Source organism: Paenibacillus agricola (assembly GCF_011440305.1).
GTDB classification, from domain to species: Bacteria; Bacillota; Bacilli; order Paenibacillales; family NBRC-103111; genus Paenibacillus_S; species Paenibacillus_S agricola.
Genome location: NZ_JAAOIW010000003.1, coordinates 328,607 through 352,865, shown reverse-complemented (window position 1 = coordinate 352,865; position 24,259 = coordinate 328,607). Strand labels below are relative to the sequence as shown.

Below are 24,259 nucleotides of genomic sequence, written 5' to 3'. Positions count from 1 at the left end.
CTTGTCCACTATTTAAGTGGGATGGAGGTTATTTGGCATGGTATTTACTTCATCTCTGGATCTACCAAAGCGGTCCAATGCACCTCTGGCTCGGCCTGCTGGTTATAGCCTGCTGTGCCGACCCAAATATGTTCCGCCGAGCCGTGGAGAAAATAATGCTCAAGCAAGCTATGATAAATAAATGGGATGTCACGCTGTAGCACCTGGTCGCGGGGAATCCAATACAGGTCGCCCTCTTCGGTTTGCAGGACATCCTTGCGCGTGGTTTGCGCTGTATAAATAAACTGCTGGCGAACCTCCTGCTGGTTCAAGCGCAATAAAATATATTGCAGCTTTAAATCGATAATATCTTCTTCCAGCAGACCGGTTTCTTCGTAAATTTCACGCAGGCAGGCATTTCGCGGAGAACTAATTTCCGCAGGCTCGACATGGCCGCCTACCGCCGCCCACATGCCAGGGCTTAGTGTCCGAGTAGGCGACCTTTTCATCATCAACAGCTCGTTATTGTGAAATAGCATGGCGGTCGCCATAATGCGTGCTCGAATCATGGAAGGGCTCCTTTGTATCAACATTTGGTTTCACTTTACCATGAATGTACGGAATTAAGAAAGGTGCAGTTGCTCAAACAGGTCAAGTAAAACCAGCTACTTGTACAAAGATACATAAATGCCCCTTGCCTGTTCGGTCTAATTTCGATATAATGTCCACTAGGTGGAAACAATCGTCTACTTGGAGTGGATTATGGATGCCGAATAAAAAAGCTGCTGAAAGTAAGCCAGGTACTATCGAGCGCTACTATTTAGTTAGAGAAGATATTTTGCCTGAGGCTTTGGTCAAAACCGTCCATGCGAAGGAGCTGCTTGTGCGCGGTGATGTAAGGACCATCCATGAGGCTGTAGAGTTGGTCCAGCTGAGTCGAAGCGCTTTTTATAAGTATAAGGATGGGATCTTTCCATTAAGCAAGCTGGACCGCGAACGAATCGTGACGATTTCTATGGATCTTGAGCACCGGTCGGGGATATTGTCAAAAGTGCTCGGCATGATTGCAGAGCTAGAGGGCAATGTATTGACCATACACCAAACCATTCCCTTACAAGGAATAGCTAACGTGATTATTTCTGTAGAAACCTCTTTAATGGGGGAGAATGTAGCTTTCCTGTTGGAAAGACTAACTGAGCAGGATGGTGTAAGCCGGGCTACATTGATTGGGCAGGGCTAGCTAGTTTGGGTCCAATGAGGAAATGGATATCGTGATACCAAGAGGAGGAAAACATATGAAACCAATTAAAGTGGGCTTGTTAGGACTAGGGACTGTGGGAGCAGGTGTTGTCCGGATTGTAGAAGGACATCAGCAGGATCTGCTTAGCCAGACTGGAGCTTCTATCGAGATTGCCCAAATTCTCGTCCAAGACAAAAGTAAAAATCGGGGCGTGGAGGTTGACGCTGATAAGCTGACAGAAGATCCTCGTGACGTTATTGAAAATCCGGAAATAGATATTATTATTGAAGTGATGGGTGGCATCGAGCTGGCGAAATCCTATATACTCGAGGCATTGGATAGAGGCAAGCATATCATTACGGCGAATAAGGATTTAATGGCGCTACATGGACCGGAAATATTAGCGAAAGCTGCTGAAAAAGGCTGTGATGTGCTGTATGAAGCAAGTGTAGCAGGTGGTATCCCCATTATCCGGACGCTGGTGGAAGGCTTCTCGTCTGACCGGATTACGAAGATTATGGGGATTGTTAACGGGACTACCAACTATATTCTTTCGAAAATGAGCCAGGAGGGTGCGGCTTATGGAGATGTCCTGAAGGAAGCACAGGAGCTTGGCTATGCTGAATCCGATCCAACTTCTGATGTTGAGGGCTTTGACGCAGCGCGCAAAATGACCATTCTCGGCACACTTGGCTTTCATGCCAATATTTCCTTAAGCGATGTTGAGGTGCGTGGAATTAGCCAAGTATCTAAAGAAGATATCAATTATGGCAAGCAGCTTGGTTATGAAGTGAAGCTTCTAGGAATTGCTGAGCGCCAGGATGAGCATATCAGCATCAGTGTACAGCCAACCATGGTGAAGAAGTCCCATCCATTAGCATCCGTAAACGGAGTTTTTAATGCGGTTTATGTGTACGGCGAAGCAGTTGGGGAAACGATGTTTTACGGTCCTGGAGCAGGCGGCATGCCTACAGCAACCTCCATTGTGGCAGACCTAGTCGCGGTTGTTCGCAATTTGAAGCTGGGCATTAATGGGCAACGCGCCTTTGCTCCTTATAAAGAAAAGAAGCTGAAAACCGATGAACAGATTGTATCGAAAAACTTTATTTTGCTGCATGTGCAGGATAAAGCTGGTGTCCTTGCGAAAATTACACAGGTTTTTGCCGAGCACGAGGTTAGTTTGGAGTCGGTGCTGCAGCACCCCAATGAAACCAATCCCAATGCGGAGATTATTATTATTACACATGATGCGAATCAAGCTGCAATGAAAAAGGTGTTAAAGCAATTTGGGGATTTGGAAGTTGTCCATGCCGTGAAAAGCGTATACCGCGTAGAAGGTTAATTTCAAGCAGCAAATCCAAACTAAAATAAGCTAAATCCAGACTAAATCAAGCTAATTCATGCTAAAGTCAAAAGGAGTCATACGATGGGTATAAACAGCGATAAAGTGCGCGTCAAGGTGCCGGGAAGTACGGCCAATCTGGGGCCTGGATTTGATACGCTGGGTATGGCACTGGATCTTTTCACATGGATAGAGATGAGTACAGCAGCAGAAACCCGCATTCATTTATTAAGTGATGGCATGGATGGCTTGCCCCAGGATAAAACCAACCTGATTTATGAGGTTGCCCAGCTAGTTTTTGATAAAGCAGGTGTGCAGCACCCAGAGCTTGAAATCTCGATGTACAGCGATGTTCCACTGACCCGCGGGCTTGGCAGTAGCGCAGCCGCAATTGTAGGCGGCTTGGCGGCAGCCAATGCTTTGATCGGCAGCCCCTTGTCCGACGACACGCTGTTTCAAATGGCAACAGCGCTTGAAGACCACCCCGACAATGTCGGGGCTTCGTTATTCGGCGGCCTCGTCGTCGCCTTCTGGGACGGCAATCGCGCGGAATATATCCGCGTCGAGCCGAATGAGCAGCTGGAAGTGCTGGTGGCGATTCCCCACTTCCAGCTGTCAACCGAGAAGGCACGGCATGTCCTGCCGCGCGAGCAAAGCCTGGCGAATGCCGTTTTCAACGTGGGGCATTCGTCCGTGCTTGTAGCGGCCCTCTGCACCGGGCGGCTCGACATGATCCCGCTCGCGATGAAGGACGCGCTGCATCAGCCTTACCGCGCCCCGCTGGTGCCGGGGCTTGAGCAGATCCTCGCCGAAGCGACGGACCATGGCGCGCTTGGCGTTGCCTTAAGCGGCGCGGGTCCGACGATGCTCGCGCTCGTGGATCGGTCCAGCTCCCGCAAGGCGGAGCTGGAGGGCTTCCTGCAGGGCACGTTGCAGGCTGCTGGGATCGAAGCGACGCTGATGTGGCTACAGCCGGCGCTCAGTGGCGTGCAGGTGTTGACACACTTGGATGAAGGGTGTACATTATTTGAAAACATCAAAGGAGACGTTCGCGCATGAAGCGAATAGCACTTTTGGGTCCAGGCACGTATACCGAGGAATCGACGCGCCATTTTTTGGACGATGGCGACTATGAATACGTCCATTGCAAACTAATTGACGAAGTGTTTATGTCAACGGTTAACGGACTCACCGACTATAGTGTAATACCGATCGAGAATACGTTTGATGGTTCGGTCAGCCTGCATTTGGATTGGCTGGTCCACGAGGTTGACCTTCCGATGCAGGCAGAATGGATTTACCCGATTTCAATCCAGCTGATGGCGTTAGGATCACCAGGGGCGACGCTTGCGGAAGGCTGCAGCAGGCTGCGGAAGATTGTTTCCCACAGTGTAACGCTAACCCAATGCCGCAAGTTCCTAAGGCAGCATTTGCCCCATGTCGAGCTTGAGCAAGTGAGCAGCAACGGTGAGGCAGCAAGGCTTGTCCAAGAGCTGGGCCGAGCCGATGTGGCAGCACTGGCTCCACGTTCTGCCGGAGCCTTGTATAACCTGGATACCTGGGCGCGGGACGTGCAGGACCACCAGGAAAACTTTACGCGCTTTGTGCTGGTAGGACAGGCTCCTATCCAACTGAAAAACAATTACCGGTCCGACAAAACAACCATTCTGGTGACACTGCCAGAGGATTACCCGGGTGCGCTTCACCAGGTGCTTTCGGCCTTTGCTTGGCGAAGGATTAACCTATCCAAGATCGAATCCAGGCCAACGAAGAAAAAGCTGGGCAATTACTATTTTTATATTGATATTGAAGCCTCATTGGATTCGGTCTTGCTGCCCTCAGCCATTCAGGAAATTCAGGCGATCGGCTGCCAGGTTCGCATCTTGGGCTGTTATCCTACCTATTCTTATAAACCCGTACACTCGGAGGTGTAATTGTTGTTATGGCACAAGTGATTTATTTAAACGGCAAATATGTAAGCAAGGAAGATGCAACAGTTTCCGTATATGACCATGGTTTTTTGTATGGCGACGGAATTTTTGAAGGAATTCGGCTGTATAACGGCAATATTTTTAAATGCAAAGAGCATTTAGACCGTTTGTATGACTCCGCCAAATCGATAATGCTTGAAATCCCGATTTCGCAAGAAGAAATGCAGCAGGTATTGGTTGAAACGATTCGCAAAAACGAGCTTGCTAACGGCTACATCCGTTTGGTCGTATCTCGTGGTCCTGGTGACCTTGGTTTGGACCCGCGCCGTTCGCCAAAAGCGAATATCATTATTATCGTAGAGCAATTGTCGATTTATCCGGAGGAAGCTTATATCAATGGGCTAAAAACCGTTTCGGTCTCAACCCGTCGCAATGTGCCGGATGCTTTGAACCCTAAGATCAAGTCTTTAAATTACTTAAATAATATATTGGTTAAAATTCAAGCTAACCTGGCTGGTGTGGGCGAAGCGATTATGCTGAATTCACAGGGGTATGTAGCAGAAGGTTCCTCGGATAATATTTTTATTATCAAAAGAGGTGTTGTTTTTACTCCTCCTTGCTATTGTGGTGCTCTTGAAGGCATCACCCGTGCAGCAATTATCGAGATTTGCGAAAAGGTTGGCTATAAGGTTAAAGAAGAACCGTTTACGTTGCATGATGTTTATGTGGCCGATGAGGTGTTCTTTACAGGTACGGCAGCTGAAGTTATCGCTGTTCGCGAAGTGGATGCGAGAACGATTGGGGAAGGCAAAGCAGGTCCTATTACGACCCATTTGCTGAAGGAATTCCGCAAGCTGGTTGATATCGACGGTGTAAAAATTAACGAATAAGCGGAAGCTGCTTCTGCTTGGCCCCAAGCGGGAAGCTACTACGGACTTGATTCAAGTGCCGCGGTTAGCTCCCGTTTTTTTGTTGTTCCATCAACGATTTAGCAAACACCCGTGCACTGCGGCTTCTTGGCTCGCTTTGTGCCGCGCTGGGCAAAGAATTAAATTTTCGCAAGATGATGGTCAAATGCCTACCTTGCTGCATAAACTGTAAGGTCATTTTAATTTAGCGCGTGAGTGGCTATCAGGATCATGCCGAGGAGGTTTTTGATTTGAAAATTCATATGGTTAAAAGTGGCGATACGCTTTTTGAAATTGCCAAAAAGTACAATGTTGACCTGGAGAAGCTAATCGCTAGCAATCCGCAAATTTTGGATCCCAATGTAATTGAAGTAGGGATGAAGGTGAAAATTCCGAATGCGCCCATCCCCGTTATACCGCCAACCGATTATTTGCATAAGCATGTTGTTGTGCAGGGCGATACGCTTTGGAAGCTAGGTAAAGCATGGAATGTACCGCTCCAAACGCTGATCACGGCCAATCCACAACTGAAAAATCCTAACATTTTGATGACGGGCGAAATTGTGTATATTCCTAAAATAAAACCAACACATGGAGCCCAAGGGCACGGGAACGCACAACAAGACACTTCCGAGATGCAGCATCCTGCCCAACTAGGCCCTCATGGGAAACCAAATACGGCACCCATGCCCATGCCGACACCGATGCCGACACCGATGCCTGCTATGCCTGAACCACAGGCTGAACAACAAGAAGAAGCCGTTATGCCGCCCTATACACCCATCCCCATGCCTGTTCCGATGCCAGCACCCATGCCGATCCCAGAACCTATGCCAACTATTGAATATGAACAAGTACAAATCACTTATCAACCATACCAAGAGCCTATGCAGCAACACATGGACTACAGCTTTCCTATGCAACCTCAATCCATGATGCCAAGTGCACCTATGCCTAATTATCCATGCGAGGATGGCCAGATGGGAGGCATGCATTCCATGCAGCCTATGCAACACATGCATTCCATGCAGCCTATGCAACACATGCAGCCCATGCAGCCCATGCAACACATGCAAATGCCATACATGCAGCATGCACAACCGGATAGCTGGGGCGCTCAGCAGCCTTCTATGGATTTGTTCCAGCAATTCGAGATGCCTGCGACTGAAGCCTTTACTTACAATGCCATGCAGGCTCCAGACCCATCGATGTGGGGAGAACCTCTTTCTTACCCCCATGTCGACCCTTGCATAGATCCATACGCTAAGACGATGCCTTATGCTGGATTTGCGCCAACAGAGGCACAGGTGTATCCGTTCTACCAACAGCAGGCCCCTATGCATGATTGCGGCTGCGGAGGACCTGCGATGTCCGCTCACAACCAAGTTATGCCTTACCCGTATGGAACGAATATGTACACCAATCCTATTCAACAACCACCGGAAATGAATTATATCGTTATGCCATCCCACGAGATGCCTAACTTTGCCCAGGGTATGGATGCGGCTACCTTAAGCAGCATTTATCCGGGAGCTGCCAACCCTATGAATACGATGGGTGCGATGAATCCTATGGACGCCATGAATCCTATGAATATGATGGGTGCGATGAATCCTATGGACGCCATGAATCCTATGAATATGATGGGTGCGATGAATCCTATGGATGCCATGAATCCTATGAATACGATGGGTGCGATGAATCCTATGGACGCCATGAACCCTATGAATACGATGGGTGCGATGAATCCTATGTACTCTATGTATCCAATGAATCAGATGAATCCTATGCACTTTCAGCAGGCACCTTACTACGGCTTCCCTCAGATCCATGGAAAGCCAGATTGTGGCTGTGGCTGCCATAGTAGAACTGAGGCAGAGGTATTAAACCGGAAAATCGATGAGGAGGAGCCCAAGGCTGCTGTCTCCAAAAAGGCTGAAAAAGCTTCTGTGAAAAGCACCAGCTCCCATCGTAGCAAACCATCTATAACTCCTAAAAAAGTGCAGTCGCTCCCCAAAAGCCGCAGGTCAAGCCAGAGCTCCAATAAATCGTCAAGCCGGTCACCTTGGCGGGGGCAGATAACCTAATATAATAGCAGCGGGCAGCAGATGCCGCTTATAAAAAGTAAAGGGCTGCTTTATCACTTTCGAGTGATAGAGTGGCTTTTTTGCATGAGGAACAACCTGCTGGTTATAGTTGGTAACAATCATGCTAAACCTTGACAAGTCAGTTGGGAGGTTGTGTATAAAGTATGGAACCCAGGGGAAAATAGGTAGTATCAGGAGCGGGAAGCTGCTGCTTTTCTACTATTTCCAAAAGAAAGAAGGGGTTCTTCTTATGGTTATTATTGCTTTTTTAAAAAAACTTAAAAAACAATTACAAAAAAGCCTTCGCTGGAAGCGGAAATGGATGAATCTGACGATGATATTGGTGGTGGCCGCTACTTTATCCGCTGCATGGGTATTGCTGCAGGGTGCTGAACAAATCGTTACTGAGCATGCCGTGTTTGGTACGGGTATTACTCAGCCCTCGGAGCTTAAACCGATGCAGACCGAGGAAGAAATACAGGCATTGGCCAACAAGATTAAAGACCGGCAAAAAGCGTTTATCCGGACGGTATACGTATGTGGCGATGAGCTGGAACCGATCGGGCAGATGGATGCGGCAGAGATGCTGGCCTACCACAAAAGCAATCCCTATACAGTGGCTAGCTTGGCGGCGGATGGAAGCATTCATTTTGTTAAAACAATTGAGGACTTATCGCCACATTGTAAAGAAAATGCTTATTTTGGCATGGACAAAGGTGGAAACCTCTCTCTATTTGAAGGTGTTCCCGGAACGGGCGAGGGCAATGTAATCCAAACCTTTTTTCAATTAAATATTGAACATCTGGAAAGCAGCCTGCCAAGGGATGCGATTAAAGAACTGTATCGAGGTATACAGGTGAGGGATTTGTCAGAATATAATAGCGTTTTGTCGACCTTTAGTGACTTTGCCGTAGAGGTGACCGAAAAAGCGATGCAGCTTTCTCGTTAGGCTCCAGCATTGCACCGCAACAACTAATGTCCGTTCAGGAGAAGGTTTCTCCGGTACGGTCTTTTTTGCGTGTTCATCAGCGGAAATATCTGCTATAATGGAACACATATGTTCGCTTTTAGCAAGTTGGGAGTGTTAGAGAGATGCGGATCATGGGGATTGACCCGGGCATTGCAATTGTTGGTTTTGGATTGATTGATAAGCAGGGAAGCAAGCTAGTGCCTGTCCAATATGGCTGTATTCAGACGGAAGCTCATACTGATGGTGCAGTTCGTTTGAAGATGGTGTATGACTCCATGGTGCAGCTCATTGATAAATATAAGCCGGATGCTGTGGCGATTGAAAAATTGTTTTTTAACCGTAATGTCACAACGGCGATGGCGGTTTCGCAAGCGAGAGGTGTGCTTATTTTGGCAGCTGTGCAGCAAGGGCTGGAAATTGGTGAATATACGCCATTGCAGGTGAAGCAGGCTGTAGTGGGCTACGGAAAGGCTGAGAAGAAGCAGGTGCAGGAGATGGTGAAGCTATTTCTCCATTTGTCCGCTGTGCCTAAGCCGGATGATGTCGCGGATGCTTTGGCGATTGCGATTTGCCATGCTCATTCTCAAGTGCTTTTACAAAAATTTAAAGAGGTCCGAAAACCATGATTGATTTTTTAAGAGGTATTGTTGTACATAGAGAGATGGATTATTTGGTGCTTGATGTGAGGGGTGTGGGCTATCGGGTTTTTTGCACCAATCCTTATGCTGTTGTGGCTAAGGCTGGGGAAGAGACCACGATGTTTATCCACTACCAGGTCCGCGAGGACGCACACTTATTATTTGGCTTCCCGAATCGTGAGGAGCAATCGATGTTCCGTTTGCTTTTGGAGGTCAGCGGGATTGGGCCGAAGGTGGCAATTGGTGTATTAGCCGGGGGAAGGCCTGAGGTTATCGCTACTGCGATCCAACAGGATAATATCACCTTTCTGATGAAGCTCCCAGGCATTGGACGCAAAACAGCCCAGCGGATGATCCTGGACTTGAAGGATAAGCTGGGTGCGCTTCATGTTGCGGAGGACTCTTTATCCGCATTTGCGAGTGGGGGAAGCTCATCTGCAGCTCAAGCCAGTGGCGTCTGGGCAGAAACGAAATCTGCGCTTCTGGCGCTGGGTTATACCGAGGCTGAAGCCGACCGCACTGGGCAGCTCATCAAGCCGAAGCTAAAGGGCGAAGAAACGGTCGATGTCGTCATTAAGCTTGCCCTGCAGGCCTTATTCCAGCAGTCACAACGTTAGAAAGGAGGCATCCCGATGGACGACGATCGAATCATATCGGCCAATTTAATGATGGAAGAAGAACAAACGATGGAATTCAGCCTTCGACCGCGTTATTTAGCTGAATACATCGGACAAGCCACAGCCAAAAACAATCTAAAGATTTATATAGATGCAGCCAAAATGCGCAAGGAAGCGTTGGACCATGTACTTTTATACGGTCCGCCAGGGCTTGGAAAAACGACGTTATCCAATATTATTGCCAACGAATTAGGCGTCAATATCCGCACCACCTCAGGACCAGCTATAGAACGTCCAGGGGATCTGGCCGCCATCCTCTCCAATCTGCAGGAAGGCGATGTTTTGTTTATAGACGAGATCCACCGCTTGAACCGCACGGTTGAAGAGGTATTATACCCGGCGATGGAGGATTATGCCCTCGATATTATCATCGGTAAAGGGCCAAGCGCCCGCACGGTTAGATTGGATTTGCCTCCATTTACTTTAATCGGTGCCACTACAAGGGCAGGGCTGCTATCCGCACCGCTTCGTGACCGATTTGGCGTGATCAGCAGGCTGGAATATTATACGATAGATGAATTAACGTATATTGTTAGCCGCACCGCCGATATTTTGCAGGTGCAGGTGCTCGGGGAAGCCGCACGTGAGATCGGCATGCGCTCGCGGGGAACGCCGCGGATTGCCAATCGGCTGTTAAAGCGGGTACGTGATTTTGCCCAGGTAAAAGGTGATGGGATCATCACGATGGATATTGTAAAGCATGCATTAATAAGCATCCAGGTGGATAATCTGGGTCTTGATGAGATTGACCATAAAATGCTTCGAGCCATTATTCTTAGCTTTCAGGGAGGCCCCGTTGGGCTGGATACAATTGCGGCTACTATAGGTGAAGAAAGCCAGACGATTGAAGATGTGTACGAGCCTTATTTGTTGCAAATTGGATTCTTGCAGCGGACGCCGCGTGGGCGTATGGCAACCCATACCGCCTATCGCCATTTGGGGCTGCCTATACCAAATAGTTCACCGTGAAAGGGGGAATAGGTTCATGTGGAAGCTTCAACCTATGCTCATTCGCTGGGCAGAGCCGCTACGCACATATCGGCTAAAGGTAAGCTGGAGCGCTGGATTAACAGGTGTTATTAGCTTGTGCTTGTTTGCAGGAGCAGCAATTCCGGCTCACGCTGCAGCGATCATTCCTAAACTGGACATGGTTAGGATCGCGCTTTTTATTGATACGGGAAAGTACAGCTCTCCGGCCTCGGAGGTTACTCTATCTGCCGAGAATGGCCTTGGAATCAGCATTCGAAATACTGCCGGAATGAAGCAGTTATTCGTTACCGCGGATCAAAGCCCAATGCGTGCAGCTTTGGATTCCTATAGTGCAGTTGCCTTGGAAACGGCTGATCCAGGGCAAGCCAAGGCATTAGCGAAAAAGCTGGACGATTTAAAAATGGACACAGCGGTTGTAGCTCGTACCAAGCTGGGGAAGCCTGTGTACCAGCTAGTCCTAGGCCCCTACGCAACGAAGGAAGCGGCGGCGGCGGGATTGGCGAAAGCAGCGGCTGTTCCTGATGTCAGTGCTGCCAGCAAAGGTTTAGCTGGCAAGGTCAGTGGGCCGCTCCACTGGATCGCTGGCACGTATGTAGCGGAAGCTGAAGCTGGAGGGCAGGTAGCGCTGATCGAGCAAGCCGGCTATGAGGCGGATGTAGCGTACCTGGACGCTCCGGCAGGAGCTCCAGGCTATGCGGTTATGGTGAGCGGTGCCGCTGATGGGGCTGCGCTGGACGCAACAAAGCTGCAATTAAGCACGGCGCTGCCAGCGGTTGCCTTGCAGCCAGTAGATCCGGCACTTTCGTACGTTTTAAAACGTACCTTGCTGGATCCCGCTTCAACGACGGGAGGGACGAGCCCGCAGCTGTTGCTGGGCGGAACGGCTGCGAAGCTAGCGATCACATCCCCATCTGCGGAGCCAATCAAGGTACTGGAGCGGTCAGAGCGGGCGTACCGGGGATTGGTGGAATTATCCAAGCTGAACAGCAAGTTGGCGGTCATTAACGAGCTGCCATTCGAGCAATATTTGGTTTCGGTCGTTAGCTCGGAGCTTAGCAAGGAATGGCCCCTGGAGGCATTAAAGGCGCAAGCGGTAGCGGCGCGTACCTTTGCCTTAAAGCAGGGAACCAAGTACCAAATCGCCCATCTAACCGATACTACGCTTGATCAAGCCTATAAAGGCGCTACGGCGGAATTCGCCTCTGCAGCTGAAGCGGTGAAAGCGACAGCGGGCGAGGTTATTACCGACCAAGCAGGCTTGATCACTCCTTTATATTATTCCAATGCTGGTGGATTGACTGCCGAGTCTACCGAGGTTTGGGGTAATAAGGTCAGCTATTTACAAAGCACAGCCACTCCAGACGAAGGGGCCGAGAAAGGCAAAGCGATTTGGTACCAGATCGTCTTGCCTAATGGAAATAACGGCTATATCCATTCATCCTATGCCAAGGATACTACACAGAAGAACCCGGCGGGTCTGCCTTATTATGAATCCTCAGGAACCGATATTGCTGTGCGTCCGGCTCCCTACGTGGATAATGCCGCCAATCCGGCTTCCTTTAAGGTCAACATCGGCGACCGTTTTGTCGTGATCGGCCAAGCGGTTGAATCCAACGCCTACTCGTGGATTAGGGGTCCCTATGATGCAGATAAGCTGAAGGAAAGGATCAACACCGCTCTCAAGAAGCCGATTGCTGGCGTTTTAGAGCAGCTGGAGGTTTCTAAACGCGGAGCCTCGGGGCGAGTTATTGAAATGAAGGCGAATGGACAGGTCCTGGAAACCGAATACCCCGACGCATTCCGTACGTTGCTCAATGGATTACCAAGTACGCGGTTTGAAATTGAGGAAACGGGAAGGTATACTATACTGGGGGCAGATGGGGTTACCCGCAATGTTTCTGCTGCCGGGTCTGCTATTTCGATTGCCGGAGCCGCTACGCAAGCCAAGGAGTTGGCTACTCCGCAGCTGTTCGTTTTGAACGGTGATAATAAAGTAAGAATGACGAATAAAAACTCCCAATACATATTCAAAGGAACTGGCTTCGGCCACGGCCTGGGAATGTCCCAATGGGGAGCCAAAGGTTATGCCGAGCTTGGCTATGATTACAAAAAAATATTGCAGACCTTCTATACAGGAGTCTCGATAATCAAGGAATGACGCGAATATGCAGGTAGATTGGTTCGATTTTGAATTACCCGATTCACTTATAGCACAAACCCCATTGAAGGACCGAACAGCTTCTCGATTGCTCACTTTAAGCAAATCGACTGGGGCTGTGGAGCACAAGGCATTTCAGGATTTGATCGACTATCTAGAAGCCGGGGATGTACTTGTGTTGAACGATACACGAGTATTGCCAGCCAGGCTTTTTGGTGTGAAATCGGGAACGGGCTCTAAAGCGGAGCTATTGCTTCTGAAGCAGCTTGAGGATGATCGCTGGGAGGTTCTGATGCGCCCTGGCAAGCGACTGAAGGCTGGAGCTGTTATCCTGTTCGGGGAACACGCAGAAGATAAGCCGTTGCTTACTGCCACTGTAGAAGAAGAGCTGGGAATGGGTGGCCGTATCGTGAAGTTCACTTATGACGGAATCTTTCCAGAGCTGCTTGATCGTTTGGGGCAAATGCCACTTCCACCCTACATTAAAGAACAGCTCCCCGAAAAGGAGCGTTACCAAACCGTCTATGCCAAGCATGAAGGCTCCGCTGCAGCACCTACGGCCGGGCTTCATTTTACGAAAGCTTATTTGGAAAGACTTGAGCAAAAGGGGATACAATTAGCCTATATAACGTTACATGTAGGATTGGGCACTTTCCGTCCTGTATCCGTGGACAATGTCGAGACCCATCAAATGCACGAGGAATTTTACGAGGTGAGCGAGCAGGCAGCGACGCTTGTCAACACCGCCAAAGCGAATGGATATAAGGTAGTTGCCGTAGGCACAACCTCGGCAAGAACCTTGGAAACAGCGGCAAGGGAAAGCACCCAGCCTGGTCGAATTGGGCCTGGAAGCGGCTGGACCGGCATCTTTATATATCCCGGTTATACGTTCCAGATCGTGGATGCCTTAATGACGAATTTTCATTTGCCCAAATCGACGCTGCTGATGCTGATTAGTGCATTGGCCGGCAGAGAGCAGGTTTTGGCAGCTTATCAAGAAGCGGTCGAGCAGCAGTATCGGTTTTTCAGCTTTGGAGATGCGATGTTTATTTATTAGTTTAAGCAGGAAAGAGTGATTTCAGTTGGCGATAACCTATGAACATATTAAAACCTGCAAGCAATCCGGAGCCCGTTTGGGAAGAGTCCATACGCCTCATGGAATTATTGAAACCCCGACCTTTATGCCGGTTGGAACCCAAGCTACCGTGAAAACAATGAGCCCGGAAGAATTGAAAGCGATGGACGCGCATATTATTTTAAGCAACACATACCACCTGTTTATTAGGCCTGGGCATGATATCGTAAAACGTGCGGGGGGCTTGCATAAATTTATGAATTGGGATCGACCTATTCTTACGGATAGTGGTGGCTTCCAAGTGTTTAGTTTGAGCAATATGCGTAAAATTACTGAAGAGGGCGTTGCTTTCAAATCCCATCTTAACGGGGATAAGTTATTCATTTCGCCTGAAAAATCTATCGAAATTCAAAATGCTTTAGGCGCGGACATTATTATGGCCTTTGACGAATGCCCGCCATATCCTGCTGAGCATAGCTACACCAAACATTCGCTGGAACGTACTACCCGTTGGGCCGAGCGTTGCTTACGCAGCCATGAGCGTCCTGAGGACCAAGCGCTTTTTGCGATTGTGCAGGGGGGCATGTATGAGGATTTACGTAAACAAAGCGCAACTGAGTTGACTTCCATGGATTTCCCGGGTTATGCTATTGGAGGACTGAGTGTTGGGGAATCCAAACCGCTCATGTATGAGATGCTGGATTACACCGTACCTATTTTGCCGGCTAACAAGCCGCGTTATTTGATGGGTGTGGGATCTCCTGATGCGCTCATTGAGGGATCCATCCGTGGTATTGACATGTTTGATTGTGTATTACCCACTCGTATTGCCCGGAATGGAACATGTATGACCAGCTCAGGAAGACTTGTCATCCGCAATGCCAAATACGCTGAAGATTTTGGACCGCTTGATTCCGAATGCACCTGCTACACATGCCAAAATTATTCTCGTGCTTATATTAGGCATTTGATCAAAGCGGATGAAACGTTTGGAATTCGCCTGACGACCTACCATAATCTTCATTTCCTGGTGGAGTTGATGCGTCAAGTAAGACAAAGTATTTTAGAGGATCGTCTGCTTGATTTCCGTGATCATTTTTTCCAAAAGTATGGCATGAGTGAAAACGGAAAAGGATTTTAACCAATTAGTTAAGGTAAAAGGGGAGATTGAGATGTTCTTAGCTGCTGAAGCTGCTGCAGATCCAGGGTTACAAGGGTATTTGGTTACATACGGTCCATTGGTATTGATGTTTGTTGTCCTGTATTTCTTGCTGATTCGTCCTCAGCAAAAACGTCAAAAAACACGTGGCATGATGCTGGGCAATTTGAAAAAAGGCGATAAAGTGGTAACAATTGGCGGGCTGCATGGCACGATATTAGAGATTACAGACGATACGATTATTTTGCGTGTCAATGATGTAACGAAGCTTACGTTCGATCGCTCTGCGATTAATGCCGTTTCAAGCACAGGGGCATTAGAAGAAAAGAAGTAGGTTGCAGAAATAGCAAATGCGAGCCTCCGCTTTTACGGATGGACTCGCATTTTTGTTATACTGGATGTGGCGGTTTACTTATTTCTTTAAATGAATGCCTAACATGCCTCCAAGTGCACCGGAAATTGTTGTAAGCACGACTAAGTACAATACCTGTGTCGTCAATCCGATATCATAAGCAAGAAAACCGATGGTCCATACGATACATGCATAAACCATTCCAAGCAGCCCTCCATGGTACCAGCCTTTCGATCCACTTCGCTTACCAGCCGTAATGCCGCCGATCAACATGGCTATGCCATGTATAGACATGGTGTAGCTGTAAAGCGAGTTTTCTTGTAGATTGGTGGCGAGCATAAGTAGGGAGGTCAGTAAAGTGCCAAGCAGCATAAATACCATAGCAACCATTAAACCAGAAAATAAGGGAGATTGCTTCATACCCGTTCTCCTCCTGTCAGATAGAGGTTCTTATCATCATTGTATGGGCCCGTACATAAAATTAGTACAGGTTGGCCATTCCTAAACGAGCATTTATTTAGAGATGGCATAATTCGGATGAAGGGAAGTTGGTCTTTATGGGGATTGTCCAATCACTGGCCTATTGGCAGATAGTAGCAGCCATTATCATTTTCATATGTACATGTATTTTAGTCATTTCCGGCTTGGTTCATCGAGCCTATGCTGCACTTGGTGGAGCCTTGCTCATGCTGCTATTAGGCATTGTAAAAGCAGATGAAGCTCGGCAACTGATGCCATGGGCATCCATCGGACTATTGGTGGGTTTAATGGTTATGGTGGGGATGACAACTCGAACAGGGATTTTCTCTTATTTGGCTGTGAAGGCAGCTCAGCTCACAAAAGGCAGGCCACTGCTCCTGCTTCTGTTCCTGTCCATAATGAGTGCTTTAGGAGCTGCATGGCTCGATAATGTAACCGCTGTGTTATTGCTTGTTCCCATTACATTATCGTTAGCAAGGCTAATGAAAATAAGCGCTATTCCGTTCGTGATTACCATTGCGATCAGCGCTAACCTCGGTGGAACCTCTACAATAATTGGCAGCCTGCCTAATCTAATTATAGGTACGGGTGCTGGTCTTACTTTTAATGATTTTATACTAAATTTGGCGCCTCCTCTCTTGATCATTTACATCGTTAATATTTTATTGCTAACCCTCTTTTATTCCAGAAGCTGGACGGCTTCAAAGGCACAAACTCTAGAGCTAATGTTAGTCAAGCCGCAAGCCTACATGAAAGACAAAGGTCTGATTATAAAGGCTGTGGTTATTTGGGTGTTGGTTATTGGTGCTTTTGTCTTGCATCCATTGTTGCGTATCGAGATGTATATCGTCGCATTGGCAGGAGCCTTGCTACTCTGCTTACTTCATATAAAAAGGTACGGAGTAAGGGATATGTACCGTTCCATTGATTGGAGCACACTGATCTATATAAGTGCTTTGTTTATTGTGGTTGGTGGATTAGCGGCAGCCGGCACTGTGCAGATGCTTGTAACGAAGGCTATGGAGCTTACCTCAGGTAATTTGATGTATAGCTCACTGCTAATTTTGTGGATAACCGGAGTCATCTCGGCAACGATGGATAATAAAATTTTCGTCACATTAATGATTCCGATAATTCAGGATTTGGGTATGCAAAGCGAAGGAGCGCTGCATCCTCTCTGGTGGTCTCTAGCCTTGGGAGCAGGGCTTGGAGGCAGCGGAACCTTGGTAGGTGCCACTTCCAATTTAATTGCTGCAGGGCTGGCAGGAAGAGCGGGACAGACGATCACATTTTGGCGATTTCTAAAAGTTGGAGCGCCCTTGACCCTGCTATCTCTATTGATGGGAACCACATATGTAATGTATAGCTACTACTAGCTTATTTAATAAATGCTTTGAAGTTATCTCACATTCATTATAATTGAAAAAGCCGTATTCGCTAATAAATTGCGAATACGGCTCTTTTTAACATATTAGGAAATGGGTATGGGGTGGAGGAACGATAGCGTTCGCCTAGGAAGCTCGTATTCTAACCGCTGGAAGCTATAAATTCACGATTTTTTTACGCAGACGTAGTATCCGAGAAATTCCCGCTGATTAAACGTTTGAGCCTAAACTTGCGAACCACGATACCATGTGTTGGGGAGAAGAGCAGAGCTAGCAGGAACAAGAACCCAGCAGCACTGATCATACTTCCAGCTATCGAAGCATCTAATACAAGGGCTATATAATAACCCATCACTGAGCAGCTACAGCCAATAATTACGCTATACAGGATCATACGGCTTAATTTCTCCGTCAACAGGTAAGCTGTTGCAGGAGGAATGACCAGCATGCCAACAACCAGGATAGCGCCTACGCTTTCGAAGGATGCGACCGTACTGATGGACACAAGTCCCATTAGTATATAATGAAATAACACCACCGGAATGCCAACAGCTGCAGCCATTGCCGGGTCAAAGGAACAAATTTTAAATTGCTTATAAAAGGCTGTGATAAGAATGATTGTCAGCAATAATGCGAACCCTACGCCCCACACAGCCTTGGGTCCAATGTCGAGCCCATAGAATTGAATGGTATTCCAAGGGACATAAGCGATTTCGCCATAAAGCACACAGTCCAGATCCAGATCAATATCTCGGGTATACACACTGACAAGTACAACGCCGACGGCGAATAATGCGGTAAATACGACACCTATTGCCGCGTCTGACTGAACTCCGCTTTGATGGAATAGCTGGATCAGAAAAACAGTGATAAGGCCAACAGCAGCGGCGCCCAACATCATAAATAAGGAATCCCTTGAGCCGCTGATTAGAAAAGCAATGACAATGCCCGGAAGTACAGAATGGCTAACCGCATCGCCGATCATCGCCATTTTCCGAAGCACAAGAAAGCAGCCAACAATTCCACAGGTGCTTGCAACTAAAGCTCCCGTCAATATTATCCAAAAGGTGCTCATAATGGCTTACCTCCATGTTCCAGACGAAGCAAGGCATCATCCTGCTTTAATTGGTTGCGTACAGAAGAGCGAACCAGTAATTTGGACAACACGCCCCGGCGAGGAGCAAACAGCAGAGAAATAACGAAAAGCAACGTTGCAGTAAGCACAGTTAGTGGACCGGTTGGCAAATTGTTGCCACTGGCACTGATGAGGGTGCCCACGAAACCGCTTATGGCTCCGAATAGACCGGAAAGGGCAACCATAAGACCAAGCTTATCCGTCCAGTACCGCGCTGATACGGCGGGTGTAATAAGGAGTGCCGCCATGAGTACAACACCTACAGCTTGAATGCCTACGACTACCGCAATGACAATCAGGAACATAATAAGCTGCTCTAAAAACGGAACAGGGAATCCCATGCCCCGCGCAAAGCCGGGGTCGAAGCTAACTAATTTGAATTCCTTGAATAATAAAGTGCAGATACCGATCAAGAGGATAGAAATGACCGAAATAATAATGACATCGGACTGCACCATCGAGGCTGCCTGGCCGAACAGAAACTTGTCGAGCCCGCTTTGGTTACCGCTGCCACTATGCTGAATTTGTGTAAGTAATACGATGCCAATGCCAAAAAAGACAGAGAGGACAATGGCAAGTGCAGAATCCTGTTTAATCCGGGAATTCCTTGTGATATAACCGATCCCGAACGTAGCCACAATCCCCGCAACCGCGGCGCCAATTAGAAACAGGAAGATGGACTTGGAGCCGGTCAGCATAAAGGTAATACAAATTCCCGGTAATGCAGCATGTGAGAGGGCATCACCCATAAGGGATTGCTTGCGCAAGTAGGCAAAGCTGCCGATAACACCGCTGCTTAAACCAAGCAGCATACATCCGATTAAGATCCATTGCGTGTTGGGATCGAAAAAAAGTTGGAACCAATCTAACATATCCATCACCTCGAATCTATTATCAACGATTTGTCATCCTGCTGCAGCATTGTCAATCGTCCACCATATGTTTCCTGAAGCTTTTCCGTTGTAAAGGTTTGTTCTGTAGGTCCATAAGCAATGATCTGCAAGTTTAACAGCATTACCCAATCAAAATATTCTTTGACCGTAGCCAAATCATGATGCACGACTAATACGGTCTTTTTGAGCATTTTCAATTCGTTCAACAAAGTAATAATCGCTTTTTCTGTTGCTGCATCTACGCCGACAAAAGGTTCATCCATAAAATATAACTGGGCATCCTGGGCTAAAGCCCGCGCCAGAAAAATACGCTGCTGCTGGCCGCCGGATAGCTGGCTGATTTGCCGGTTGGCCAAGTCGGCCATGCCGACTTTCTCCAAGCATTCCATCGCTATTTTTTTCTCAGCACTCCCAGGCCGCTTAAACCAGCCCAAATGCCCATAACGGCCCATGATGACAACATCCAGCGCACTGGTAGGGAAATCCCAATCGACCGACTCACGCTGCGGTACATAGCCAACCAGGTTCCTCTGCTCAGAGTAGGGCCTGCCATAGATGGACACATCGCCGGTTAAGCTTGGGATCAGCCCTAATGCAGCCTTAATCAATGTTGATTTTCCGGCACCATTGGGACCGACAATGCCAATCAGCTTTCCTTCAGGCGCTTCGAAGGTAATATTGCGAAGCACTGGTTTTTTTTGATAGGCGACAGACATGTTGGTGATGGTTAATGGAACTGTACTCATAATAAATGCCCCCTATTCCACAGTATGATTCAATTTTATTGCAATCTTTTATTGTAAGGCTTTGACGATGGTATCTACATTGTGGCGAACCATGCCGATATAAGTGCCTTCCGGCGTTCCGTCTTCACCCATCGCGTCGGAGAAGAGCTCGCCGCCGATTTTTAGGTCATGGCCTTTTTCTTTGGCTCCTTGAATGACTGCATCAATGGCTTTGCGAGGGACACTGGATTCTATAAAAACTGCTTTTATTTTATTATTAACCAAAAAATCGCGTAAATCCGTCACATCCTTGGTGCCCGCTTCGGAAGCGGTACTCATTCCTTGTAGCCCCATCACTTTAACGCCATAGGCGTCCCCGAAGTAGCCAAAAGCATCATGAGCAGTAACCAACACGCGGCTTTGCTGAGGTATAGAGCTCATTTTTTCAACAACCTCTTTATGGAGAGCTTCCAATTGCAATAAGTAGGCTGCTGCATTTTTCTGATAATCCTGGGCATGCGCCGGATCTTGCTTGGCTAAAGTATCGCGGATCGACTCCGTTGCTTTCATCCAGTGCCGGACATCAAACCAAATATGCGGATCGTATTCCGTAGACATTTCAGCTCCCGACCTGAGCTTTGCCCGGTCTATATGGTCCGAGACTGCAACTGAGGTTTTCTTTTCGCCCATTTTTTCTAAAATATCCGCCATTTTGCCTTCAAGATGGAGGCCGCTGTAAAAAATAACGTCCGCTTTGTCTAGCTTTTGAATATCCCCTTGGGAAGCTTTATACAAATGGGGGTCTACACCTGGCTTCATCAAGCCAGTCACTTCAACATGGTCTCCGCCAACCTGCTTAACCACGTCGGTAATCATGCCAATCGTAGCCGTAACCTTAATTTTATTAGTGCTATTTGCGATGGTACTTATCGAGCTGGTTGTTGCACATGCACTGGCTACAGACATTACACATATAAGAGTGATAACCAAGATCAGCATTTTTAAGCCGTGATTTGCTTGTTTGGGATTCGTAAGCTTCATTTGTGTATTCTCTCCTTAATGTTTTCTTCATACAATTGTTTTTACCATGGGAAACATATGGGGCAAAAAAAGAGATCCGAGCGGATCATTTATATAAGTATTATCCTATAACAAAACTGTTTTCCTTGCAACAATTATTTTCATTAGCGACAAATACTTTCCCTAGAGCAACAAATGTAGGCGAAATGGCAACAATTCGCAAACCCGTTTGAGTATGGTGATCAGGGCCGCAGGTCAAAATAGGTAGGAATATGCACAGGAGGGCCATGGAAAATGTGGATACTATTTGCTCGTACCATTATCGTCTATTTCCTTATATTTGTGACGATGCGAATTATGGGGAAGAGGGAAATTGGCAAGCTGTCGGTATTTGATTTGGTGATTTGGATTTTAATTGCGGAGATTGCTGTATTCGTTGTAGAGGATATCCAAAAACCCATCATGGAAGGTTTACTGCCGATGTTCACCTTGGTAGCTATCCAGTTGGTTATCGCTTTATTATCGTTGAAATTTGAAAAGCTGCGCCGACTTTTTGAAGGCAAGCCTTCGTTTATTATTGAAAATGGCAACCTTAACCGTGAGGAAATGAAACGCCAGCGCTACAATCTTGATGACCTGCTGCTGCAGCTACGCCAAAGCAAGGTGATGGATGTGAGCAATGTTGAATTCGCGATTCTGGAGCCTTCGGGCAAGCTGACGGTTGTTGAGAAACAAGGAAATTCGGCTGGAACCTCAGAAGCTTTCTCTAGATCAGCGGATGACCAGAGTCCTTATCGTTATGAAGGCTTGCCCATGCCCTTAATTATGGATGGCAAGGTGCAGGATGAGGGCTTGGAGAAAATCGGGAAAACCCGTTTTTGGCTTAAAAACGAGCTCCAATTGCAAGGGATTAAGGATTTTAAGGAAATCTTTTTTTGCACCTATGATTACCGAGGGAGATGGTATATTGACCGGCGCAAAAAATAAATTATTTGATAAGCTTACGCCCTAACAACAATACGCGCATTAAATCATTGCGGTTAACGATCCTGAATAGAAGCGAGCAGTAAATATACAGGGCAATTCCAACCAAGCCTGAAGCCACAAAACGGATCGTTTCATTATCTAGCCAATGGGTGTACATGATTAAATGGCTGGCCCAACCTGAAATTAGCATCGCTAGCCCCACCTTGGCAAAGTCAATCAGCTGCATCCGAAAGCCAAGCAGCTTGACGACGCTATGCCAGTGCAGAACGGTAACTAGCATAATGTTCACATTAATCGCCATAACGGCTCCTAAAATGCCAAATTGCGGCTGGCTGGCCAGCCAGAATATAAGCGCTAGCTTAATGATGGAGCCTGCTAATGTATTTTTGAGGGCAGCGCCCGGGTGGTTTAAGGCTTGCAGGCTTGCCTGTAAAGGTGCTTGGAAATAGATGAACAGGGCGACTGGCGCCATCATCTTTAGCATCGGGGAAATCTGGCTCTGCCCATACACTAATTGGCATAGCGGCTCAGCAAGCACGAACATAATCATTACAAACGGAGCTCCCGTCACTAAAGCAAGCTTTAATGATTGGTGAAGCCGCGCGTGGATTGTTTTCATATCGTTCAGCGCTGCTGCTTCAGATAAAGAAGGAATGAGCGAAACTGACAGGGAATAGGTCAAAGCGCTGGGAAGCAGCAGGATAGGTATAATCATGCCTTGCAGGATGCCGTATTGGGCGGTTGCAAGCTTGGTGGCCACTCCTGCCGCTGCCAAGCTGCGAATAATAAGAATCGATTCCAGAAAATACGAGCAAGAGCCCACTAGCTTGCTCCCGGTAATCGGGATCGATAATGTCAAGAGCTGTTTCAGATGAGCTAGGCGACCTACCAGGGCATTCGTTCCGATTGTGGCTTTGAGTAAGGTAGCGGTACTTTTGCGGCTTCGCAGGTAATGGATATAAAGCACGAGCAGCGCACAGGCTTCACCTACCATCACACCTGCCATAGCTCCTGCCGCTGCGTATTCGATTCCATAGGGTAACATCATATAGGCAAAGGACAATACTGTAAAAATGCGCACCAGCGTTTCTACCACCTGTGACATGGCGGTCGGGATCATGTTCTGCTTGCCCTGGAAATAACCGCGGAATATCGATCCAATCCCTACAAGCACGATAATAGGGGTCATACATAGGAAGGTGTAGTACACTCGGGCATCGGTCAACAGATGGTTCGAAATCCAGTGCGCCCCAACAAGGCTTATAATAGTAAAGAGAATACTGATTGCAAAAGTGAAACCCATAGCCAGATGGAGAATATGCCGGGTTCGGCTTTCATTGTTTTCAACCTCAGCCTCAGCTACCAGTTTGGCAACAGCGATAGGGATGCCTCCGGTAATAAGGGTTAGGATCACAATCATAAAGGGATAACCCATTTGATAGAGGCCAACCCCCTCAGCTCCAATTAAGCGGGGGAGTGTAATTCTGGGAATGAAGCCAAGGATGCGGTTAATAATTCCGGCAGCGAGTAGAATGAGCGTGCCCTTCATAAACGATTGTTTCGTCACATCGATTCCTTCTTCCTCCCAAGTCTACTACCATGGATATGCAAGACCTGTCCCAGCGCATGCACATTATTTAGCTAATCCTGAAAGCTCGGGAGGAAAAAAACTTTATGCAGCGAATATATCTATATATGTAGGACATGAGCGATGCTTCAAGGCAGGAGGTTTTGAGGATGGAACAGGATGAAACCAAGGGTAGCTTTATGGAGCAGCTAGCAGTTGAGCAGATGGTACGTGAATCTTTGGATAGTCCTTTAACAGAGGAAGAAGCTGAATCCCCTCCACTAACTGAGGAGGAGCTAAATGGGCTTATCGAAAATATATGTACCAGCAAAGCAGAAGAGTTCAGAATGATTGGTTACGAGCAGGTTACGGGGGAAGAAATTTGGGAATGTGTAAGTGATAAGTACAAAAAAACAGGAATGCCGGCTCTGCATCAGATTGTAAACGACATATTATCACTAAAGGTGACGAAGTTTATGAACTGGATGACAATGAGTATATATAAAGGCAACCCTTTCGCTTAGAAGGGGTTATTTTTTTATGCTTTTTCGAGTATTGGCG

General features: G+C 47.5%; 24 protein-coding genes. 17 read left to right on the top strand and 7 right to left on the bottom strand.

The window, feature by feature from the left end; translation table 11 throughout:
* Positions 1-44 precede the first annotated feature (44 nt).
* Positions 45-548 carry an NUDIX domain-containing protein gene (locus tag G9U52_RS09575; protein ID WP_166148762.1) on the bottom strand — a complete coding sequence of 168 codons (504 nt, stop codon included), beginning with the start codon at positions 546-548 and terminating at the stop codon, positions 45-47.
* Positions 549-745: 197 nt separating this feature from the next.
* On the opposite strand from G9U52_RS09575, the gene thrR reads away from it, so the two are divergent.
* From thrR to yajC, 14 genes are all read left to right on the top strand, one after another.
* On the top strand, positions 746-1,219 hold the full coding sequence (gene thrR / locus G9U52_RS09570; protein WP_166148760.1) for a transcriptional regulator ThrR: 474 nt from the start codon (positions 746-748) through the stop codon (positions 1,217-1,219).
* Positions 1,220-1,274: 55 nt separating this feature from the next.
* The gene (locus G9U52_RS09565) at positions 1,275-2,561 is read left to right on the top strand and encodes a homoserine dehydrogenase (protein ID WP_166148758.1); all 1,287 of its coding nucleotides are present in this window, start codon (positions 1,275-1,277) and stop codon (positions 2,559-2,561) included.
* Between the two features lie 84 nt (positions 2,562-2,645).
* Positions 2,646-3,620: a homoserine kinase gene (gene thrB, locus G9U52_RS09560; RefSeq protein ID WP_166148756.1), complete on the top strand. Its 975-nt coding sequence runs from the start codon at positions 2,646-2,648 to the stop codon at positions 3,618-3,620.
* Complete coding sequence (gene pheA / locus G9U52_RS09555) at positions 3,617-4,495, top strand: prephenate dehydratase (RefSeq protein ID WP_166148754.1); 879 nt, start codon at positions 3,617-3,619, stop codon at positions 4,493-4,495. Before thrB ends, pheA begins: the two co-directional genes overlap by 4 nt.
* 8 nt (positions 4,496-4,503) lie before the next feature.
* Positions 4,504-5,382, top strand: a complete 879-nt coding sequence (gene ilvE, locus G9U52_RS09550; RefSeq protein ID WP_166148752.1) for a branched-chain-amino-acid transaminase — start codon at positions 4,504-4,506, stop codon at positions 5,380-5,382.
* Between the two features lie 269 nt (positions 5,383-5,651).
* Entirely contained in the window at positions 5,652-7,487 is a 1,836-nt protein-coding gene (locus G9U52_RS39205) for a LysM peptidoglycan-binding domain-containing protein (protein ID WP_243767239.1), read from the top strand.
* A 322-nt stretch (positions 7,488-7,809) separates the two neighbouring features.
* On the top strand, positions 7,810-8,436 hold the full coding sequence (locus G9U52_RS09540) for a BofC C-terminal domain-containing protein (protein ID WP_243767238.1): 627 nt from the start codon (positions 7,810-7,812) through the stop codon (positions 8,434-8,436).
* Positions 8,437-8,579: 143 nt separating this feature from the next.
* A complete protein-coding gene (gene ruvC, locus G9U52_RS09535) occupies positions 8,580-9,083 on the top strand; it encodes a crossover junction endodeoxyribonuclease RuvC (protein WP_166148749.1) in 504 nt (167 codons plus the stop codon).
* Complete coding sequence (gene ruvA / locus G9U52_RS09530; RefSeq protein ID WP_166148748.1) at positions 9,080-9,712, top strand: Holliday junction branch migration protein RuvA; 633 nt, start codon at positions 9,080-9,082, stop codon at positions 9,710-9,712. The genes ruvC and ruvA overlap by 4 nt, the downstream gene beginning before the upstream one ends.
* A 15-nt stretch (positions 9,713-9,727) precedes the next feature.
* Positions 9,728-10,741, top strand: coding sequence for a Holliday junction branch migration DNA helicase RuvB (gene ruvB, locus G9U52_RS09525; protein ID WP_166148747.1), 1,014 nt, complete (start codon positions 9,728-9,730; stop codon positions 10,739-10,741).
* A gap of 16 nt (positions 10,742-10,757) precedes the next feature.
* Entirely contained in the window at positions 10,758-12,920 is a 2,163-nt protein-coding gene (locus G9U52_RS09520) for a SpoIID/LytB domain-containing protein (RefSeq protein ID WP_166148746.1), read from the top strand.
* 7 nt (positions 12,921-12,927) lie between these two features.
* On the top strand, positions 12,928-13,977 hold the full coding sequence (queA, locus tag G9U52_RS09515) for a tRNA preQ1(34) S-adenosylmethionine ribosyltransferase-isomerase QueA (protein ID WP_166148745.1): 1,050 nt from the start codon (positions 12,928-12,930) through the stop codon (positions 13,975-13,977).
* Between the two features lie 25 nt (positions 13,978-14,002).
* Positions 14,003-15,136 carry a tRNA guanosine(34) transglycosylase Tgt gene (tgt, locus tag G9U52_RS09510; protein WP_166148744.1) on the top strand — a complete coding sequence of 378 codons (1,134 nt, stop codon included), beginning with the start codon at positions 14,003-14,005 and terminating at the stop codon, positions 15,134-15,136.
* A 31-nt stretch (positions 15,137-15,167) separates the two neighbouring features.
* Positions 15,168-15,488 carry a preprotein translocase subunit YajC gene (gene yajC, locus G9U52_RS09505; RefSeq protein ID WP_166148743.1) on the top strand — a complete coding sequence of 107 codons (321 nt, stop codon included), beginning with the start codon at positions 15,168-15,170 and terminating at the stop codon, positions 15,486-15,488.
* Positions 15,489-15,566: 78 nt separating this feature from the next.
* Here yajC and G9U52_RS09500 read toward each other — a convergent pair whose 3' ends face one another.
* A complete protein-coding gene (locus G9U52_RS09500) occupies positions 15,567-15,926 on the bottom strand; it encodes a TIGR04086 family membrane protein (RefSeq protein WP_166148742.1) in 360 nt (119 codons plus the stop codon).
* Between the two features lie 137 nt (positions 15,927-16,063).
* Here G9U52_RS09500 and G9U52_RS09495 point away from each other — a divergent pair, with 137 nt between their 5' ends.
* A complete protein-coding gene (locus G9U52_RS09495) occupies positions 16,064-17,362 on the top strand; it encodes an SLC13 family permease (RefSeq protein ID WP_166148740.1) in 1,299 nt (432 codons plus the stop codon).
* Positions 17,363-17,546: 184 nt separating this feature from the next.
* Here the strand turns inward: G9U52_RS09495 and G9U52_RS09490 are convergent, their stop codons facing one another.
* From G9U52_RS09490 to G9U52_RS09475, 4 genes are read right to left on the bottom strand one after another with little or no spacing between them, the layout of a single operon-like run.
* Positions 17,547-18,446 (bottom strand): metal ABC transporter permease, encoded by a 900-nt coding sequence (locus G9U52_RS09490; protein ID WP_166148738.1) that lies wholly within the window; start codon positions 18,444-18,446, stop codon positions 17,547-17,549.
* A complete protein-coding gene (locus G9U52_RS09485; RefSeq protein WP_166148736.1) occupies positions 18,443-19,378 on the bottom strand; it encodes a metal ABC transporter permease in 936 nt (311 codons plus the stop codon). Before G9U52_RS09485 ends, G9U52_RS09490 begins: the two co-directional genes overlap by 4 nt.
* Positions 19,379-19,383: 5 nt before the next feature.
* Complete coding sequence (locus tag G9U52_RS09480; RefSeq protein WP_166148734.1) at positions 19,384-20,145, bottom strand: metal ABC transporter ATP-binding protein; 762 nt, start codon at positions 20,143-20,145, stop codon at positions 19,384-19,386.
* 48 nt (positions 20,146-20,193) lie between these two features.
* Complete coding sequence (locus tag G9U52_RS09475) at positions 20,194-21,165, bottom strand: metal ABC transporter solute-binding protein, Zn/Mn family (protein WP_166148732.1); 972 nt, start codon at positions 21,163-21,165, stop codon at positions 20,194-20,196.
* Between the two features lie 273 nt (positions 21,166-21,438).
* Here G9U52_RS09475 and G9U52_RS09470 point away from each other — a divergent pair, with 273 nt between their 5' ends.
* Positions 21,439-22,131: a DUF421 domain-containing protein gene (locus G9U52_RS09470; protein WP_166148730.1), complete on the top strand. Its 693-nt coding sequence runs from the start codon at positions 21,439-21,441 to the stop codon at positions 22,129-22,131.
* Position 22,132: 1 nt separating this feature from the next.
* Here G9U52_RS09470 and spoVB read toward each other — a convergent pair whose 3' ends face one another.
* The gene (gene spoVB, locus G9U52_RS09465; protein WP_166148728.1) at positions 22,133-23,698 is read right to left on the bottom strand and encodes a stage V sporulation protein B; all 1,566 of its coding nucleotides are present in this window, start codon (positions 23,696-23,698) and stop codon (positions 22,133-22,135) included.
* 170 nt (positions 23,699-23,868) lie between these two features.
* On the opposite strand from spoVB, the gene G9U52_RS09460 reads away from it, so the two are divergent.
* Positions 23,869-24,222 (top strand): post-transcriptional regulator, encoded by a 354-nt coding sequence (locus G9U52_RS09460; protein WP_311764838.1) that lies wholly within the window; start codon positions 23,869-23,871, stop codon positions 24,220-24,222.
* Positions 24,223-24,259 lie beyond the last annotated feature (37 nt).

Bases quoted from the DNA above. Each gene is read 5' to 3' on its own strand.
- G9U52_RS09575 (WP_166148762.1), bottom strand. From the start codon at position 548: ATGATTCGAGCACGCATTATGGCGACCGCCATGCTATTTCACAATAAC.
- thrR (WP_166148760.1), top strand. From the start codon at position 746: ATGCCGAATAAAAAAGCTGCTGAAAGTAAGCCAGGTACTATCGAGCGC.
- G9U52_RS09565 (WP_166148758.1), top strand. From the start codon at position 1,275: ATGAAACCAATTAAAGTGGGCTTGTTAGGACTAGGGACTGTGGGAGCA.
- thrB (WP_166148756.1), top strand. From the start codon at position 2,646: ATGGGTATAAACAGCGATAAAGTGCGCGTCAAGGTGCCGGGAAGTACG.
- pheA (WP_166148754.1), top strand. From the start codon at position 3,617: ATGAAGCGAATAGCACTTTTGGGTCCAGGCACGTATACCGAGGAATCG.
- ilvE (WP_166148752.1), top strand. From the start codon at position 4,504: ATGGCACAAGTGATTTATTTAAACGGCAAATATGTAAGCAAGGAAGAT.
- G9U52_RS09540 (WP_243767238.1), top strand. From the start codon at position 7,810: ATGAATCTGACGATGATATTGGTGGTGGCCGCTACTTTATCCGCTGCA.
- ruvC (WP_166148749.1), top strand. From the start codon at position 8,580: ATGCGGATCATGGGGATTGACCCGGGCATTGCAATTGTTGGTTTTGGA.
- ruvA (WP_166148748.1), top strand. From the start codon at position 9,080: ATGATTGATTTTTTAAGAGGTATTGTTGTACATAGAGAGATGGATTAT.
- ruvB (WP_166148747.1), top strand. From the start codon at position 9,728: ATGGACGACGATCGAATCATATCGGCCAATTTAATGATGGAAGAAGAA.
- G9U52_RS09520 (WP_166148746.1), top strand. From the start codon at position 10,758: ATGTGGAAGCTTCAACCTATGCTCATTCGCTGGGCAGAGCCGCTACGC.
- queA (WP_166148745.1), top strand. From the start codon at position 12,928: ATGCAGGTAGATTGGTTCGATTTTGAATTACCCGATTCACTTATAGCA.
- yajC (WP_166148743.1), top strand. From the start codon at position 15,168: ATGTTCTTAGCTGCTGAAGCTGCTGCAGATCCAGGGTTACAAGGGTAT.
- G9U52_RS09500 (WP_166148742.1), bottom strand. From the start codon at position 15,926: ATGAAGCAATCTCCCTTATTTTCTGGTTTAATGGTTGCTATGGTATTT.
- G9U52_RS09495 (WP_166148740.1), top strand. From the start codon at position 16,064: ATGGGGATTGTCCAATCACTGGCCTATTGGCAGATAGTAGCAGCCATT.
- G9U52_RS09490 (WP_166148738.1), bottom strand. From the start codon at position 18,446: ATGAGCACCTTTTGGATAATATTGACGGGAGCTTTAGTTGCAAGCACC.
- G9U52_RS09485 (WP_166148736.1), bottom strand. From the start codon at position 19,378: ATGTTAGATTGGTTCCAACTTTTTTTCGATCCCAACACGCAATGGATC.
- G9U52_RS09480 (WP_166148734.1), bottom strand. From the start codon at position 20,145: ATGAGTACAGTTCCATTAACCATCACCAACATGTCTGTCGCCTATCAA.
- G9U52_RS09475 (WP_166148732.1), bottom strand. From the start codon at position 21,165: ATGAAGCTTACGAATCCCAAACAAGCAAATCACGGCTTAAAAATGCTG.
- G9U52_RS09470 (WP_166148730.1), top strand. From the start codon at position 21,439: ATGTGGATACTATTTGCTCGTACCATTATCGTCTATTTCCTTATATTT.
- G9U52_RS09460 (WP_311764838.1), top strand. From the start codon at position 23,869: ATGGAACAGGATGAAACCAAGGGTAGCTTTATGGAGCAGCTAGCAGTT.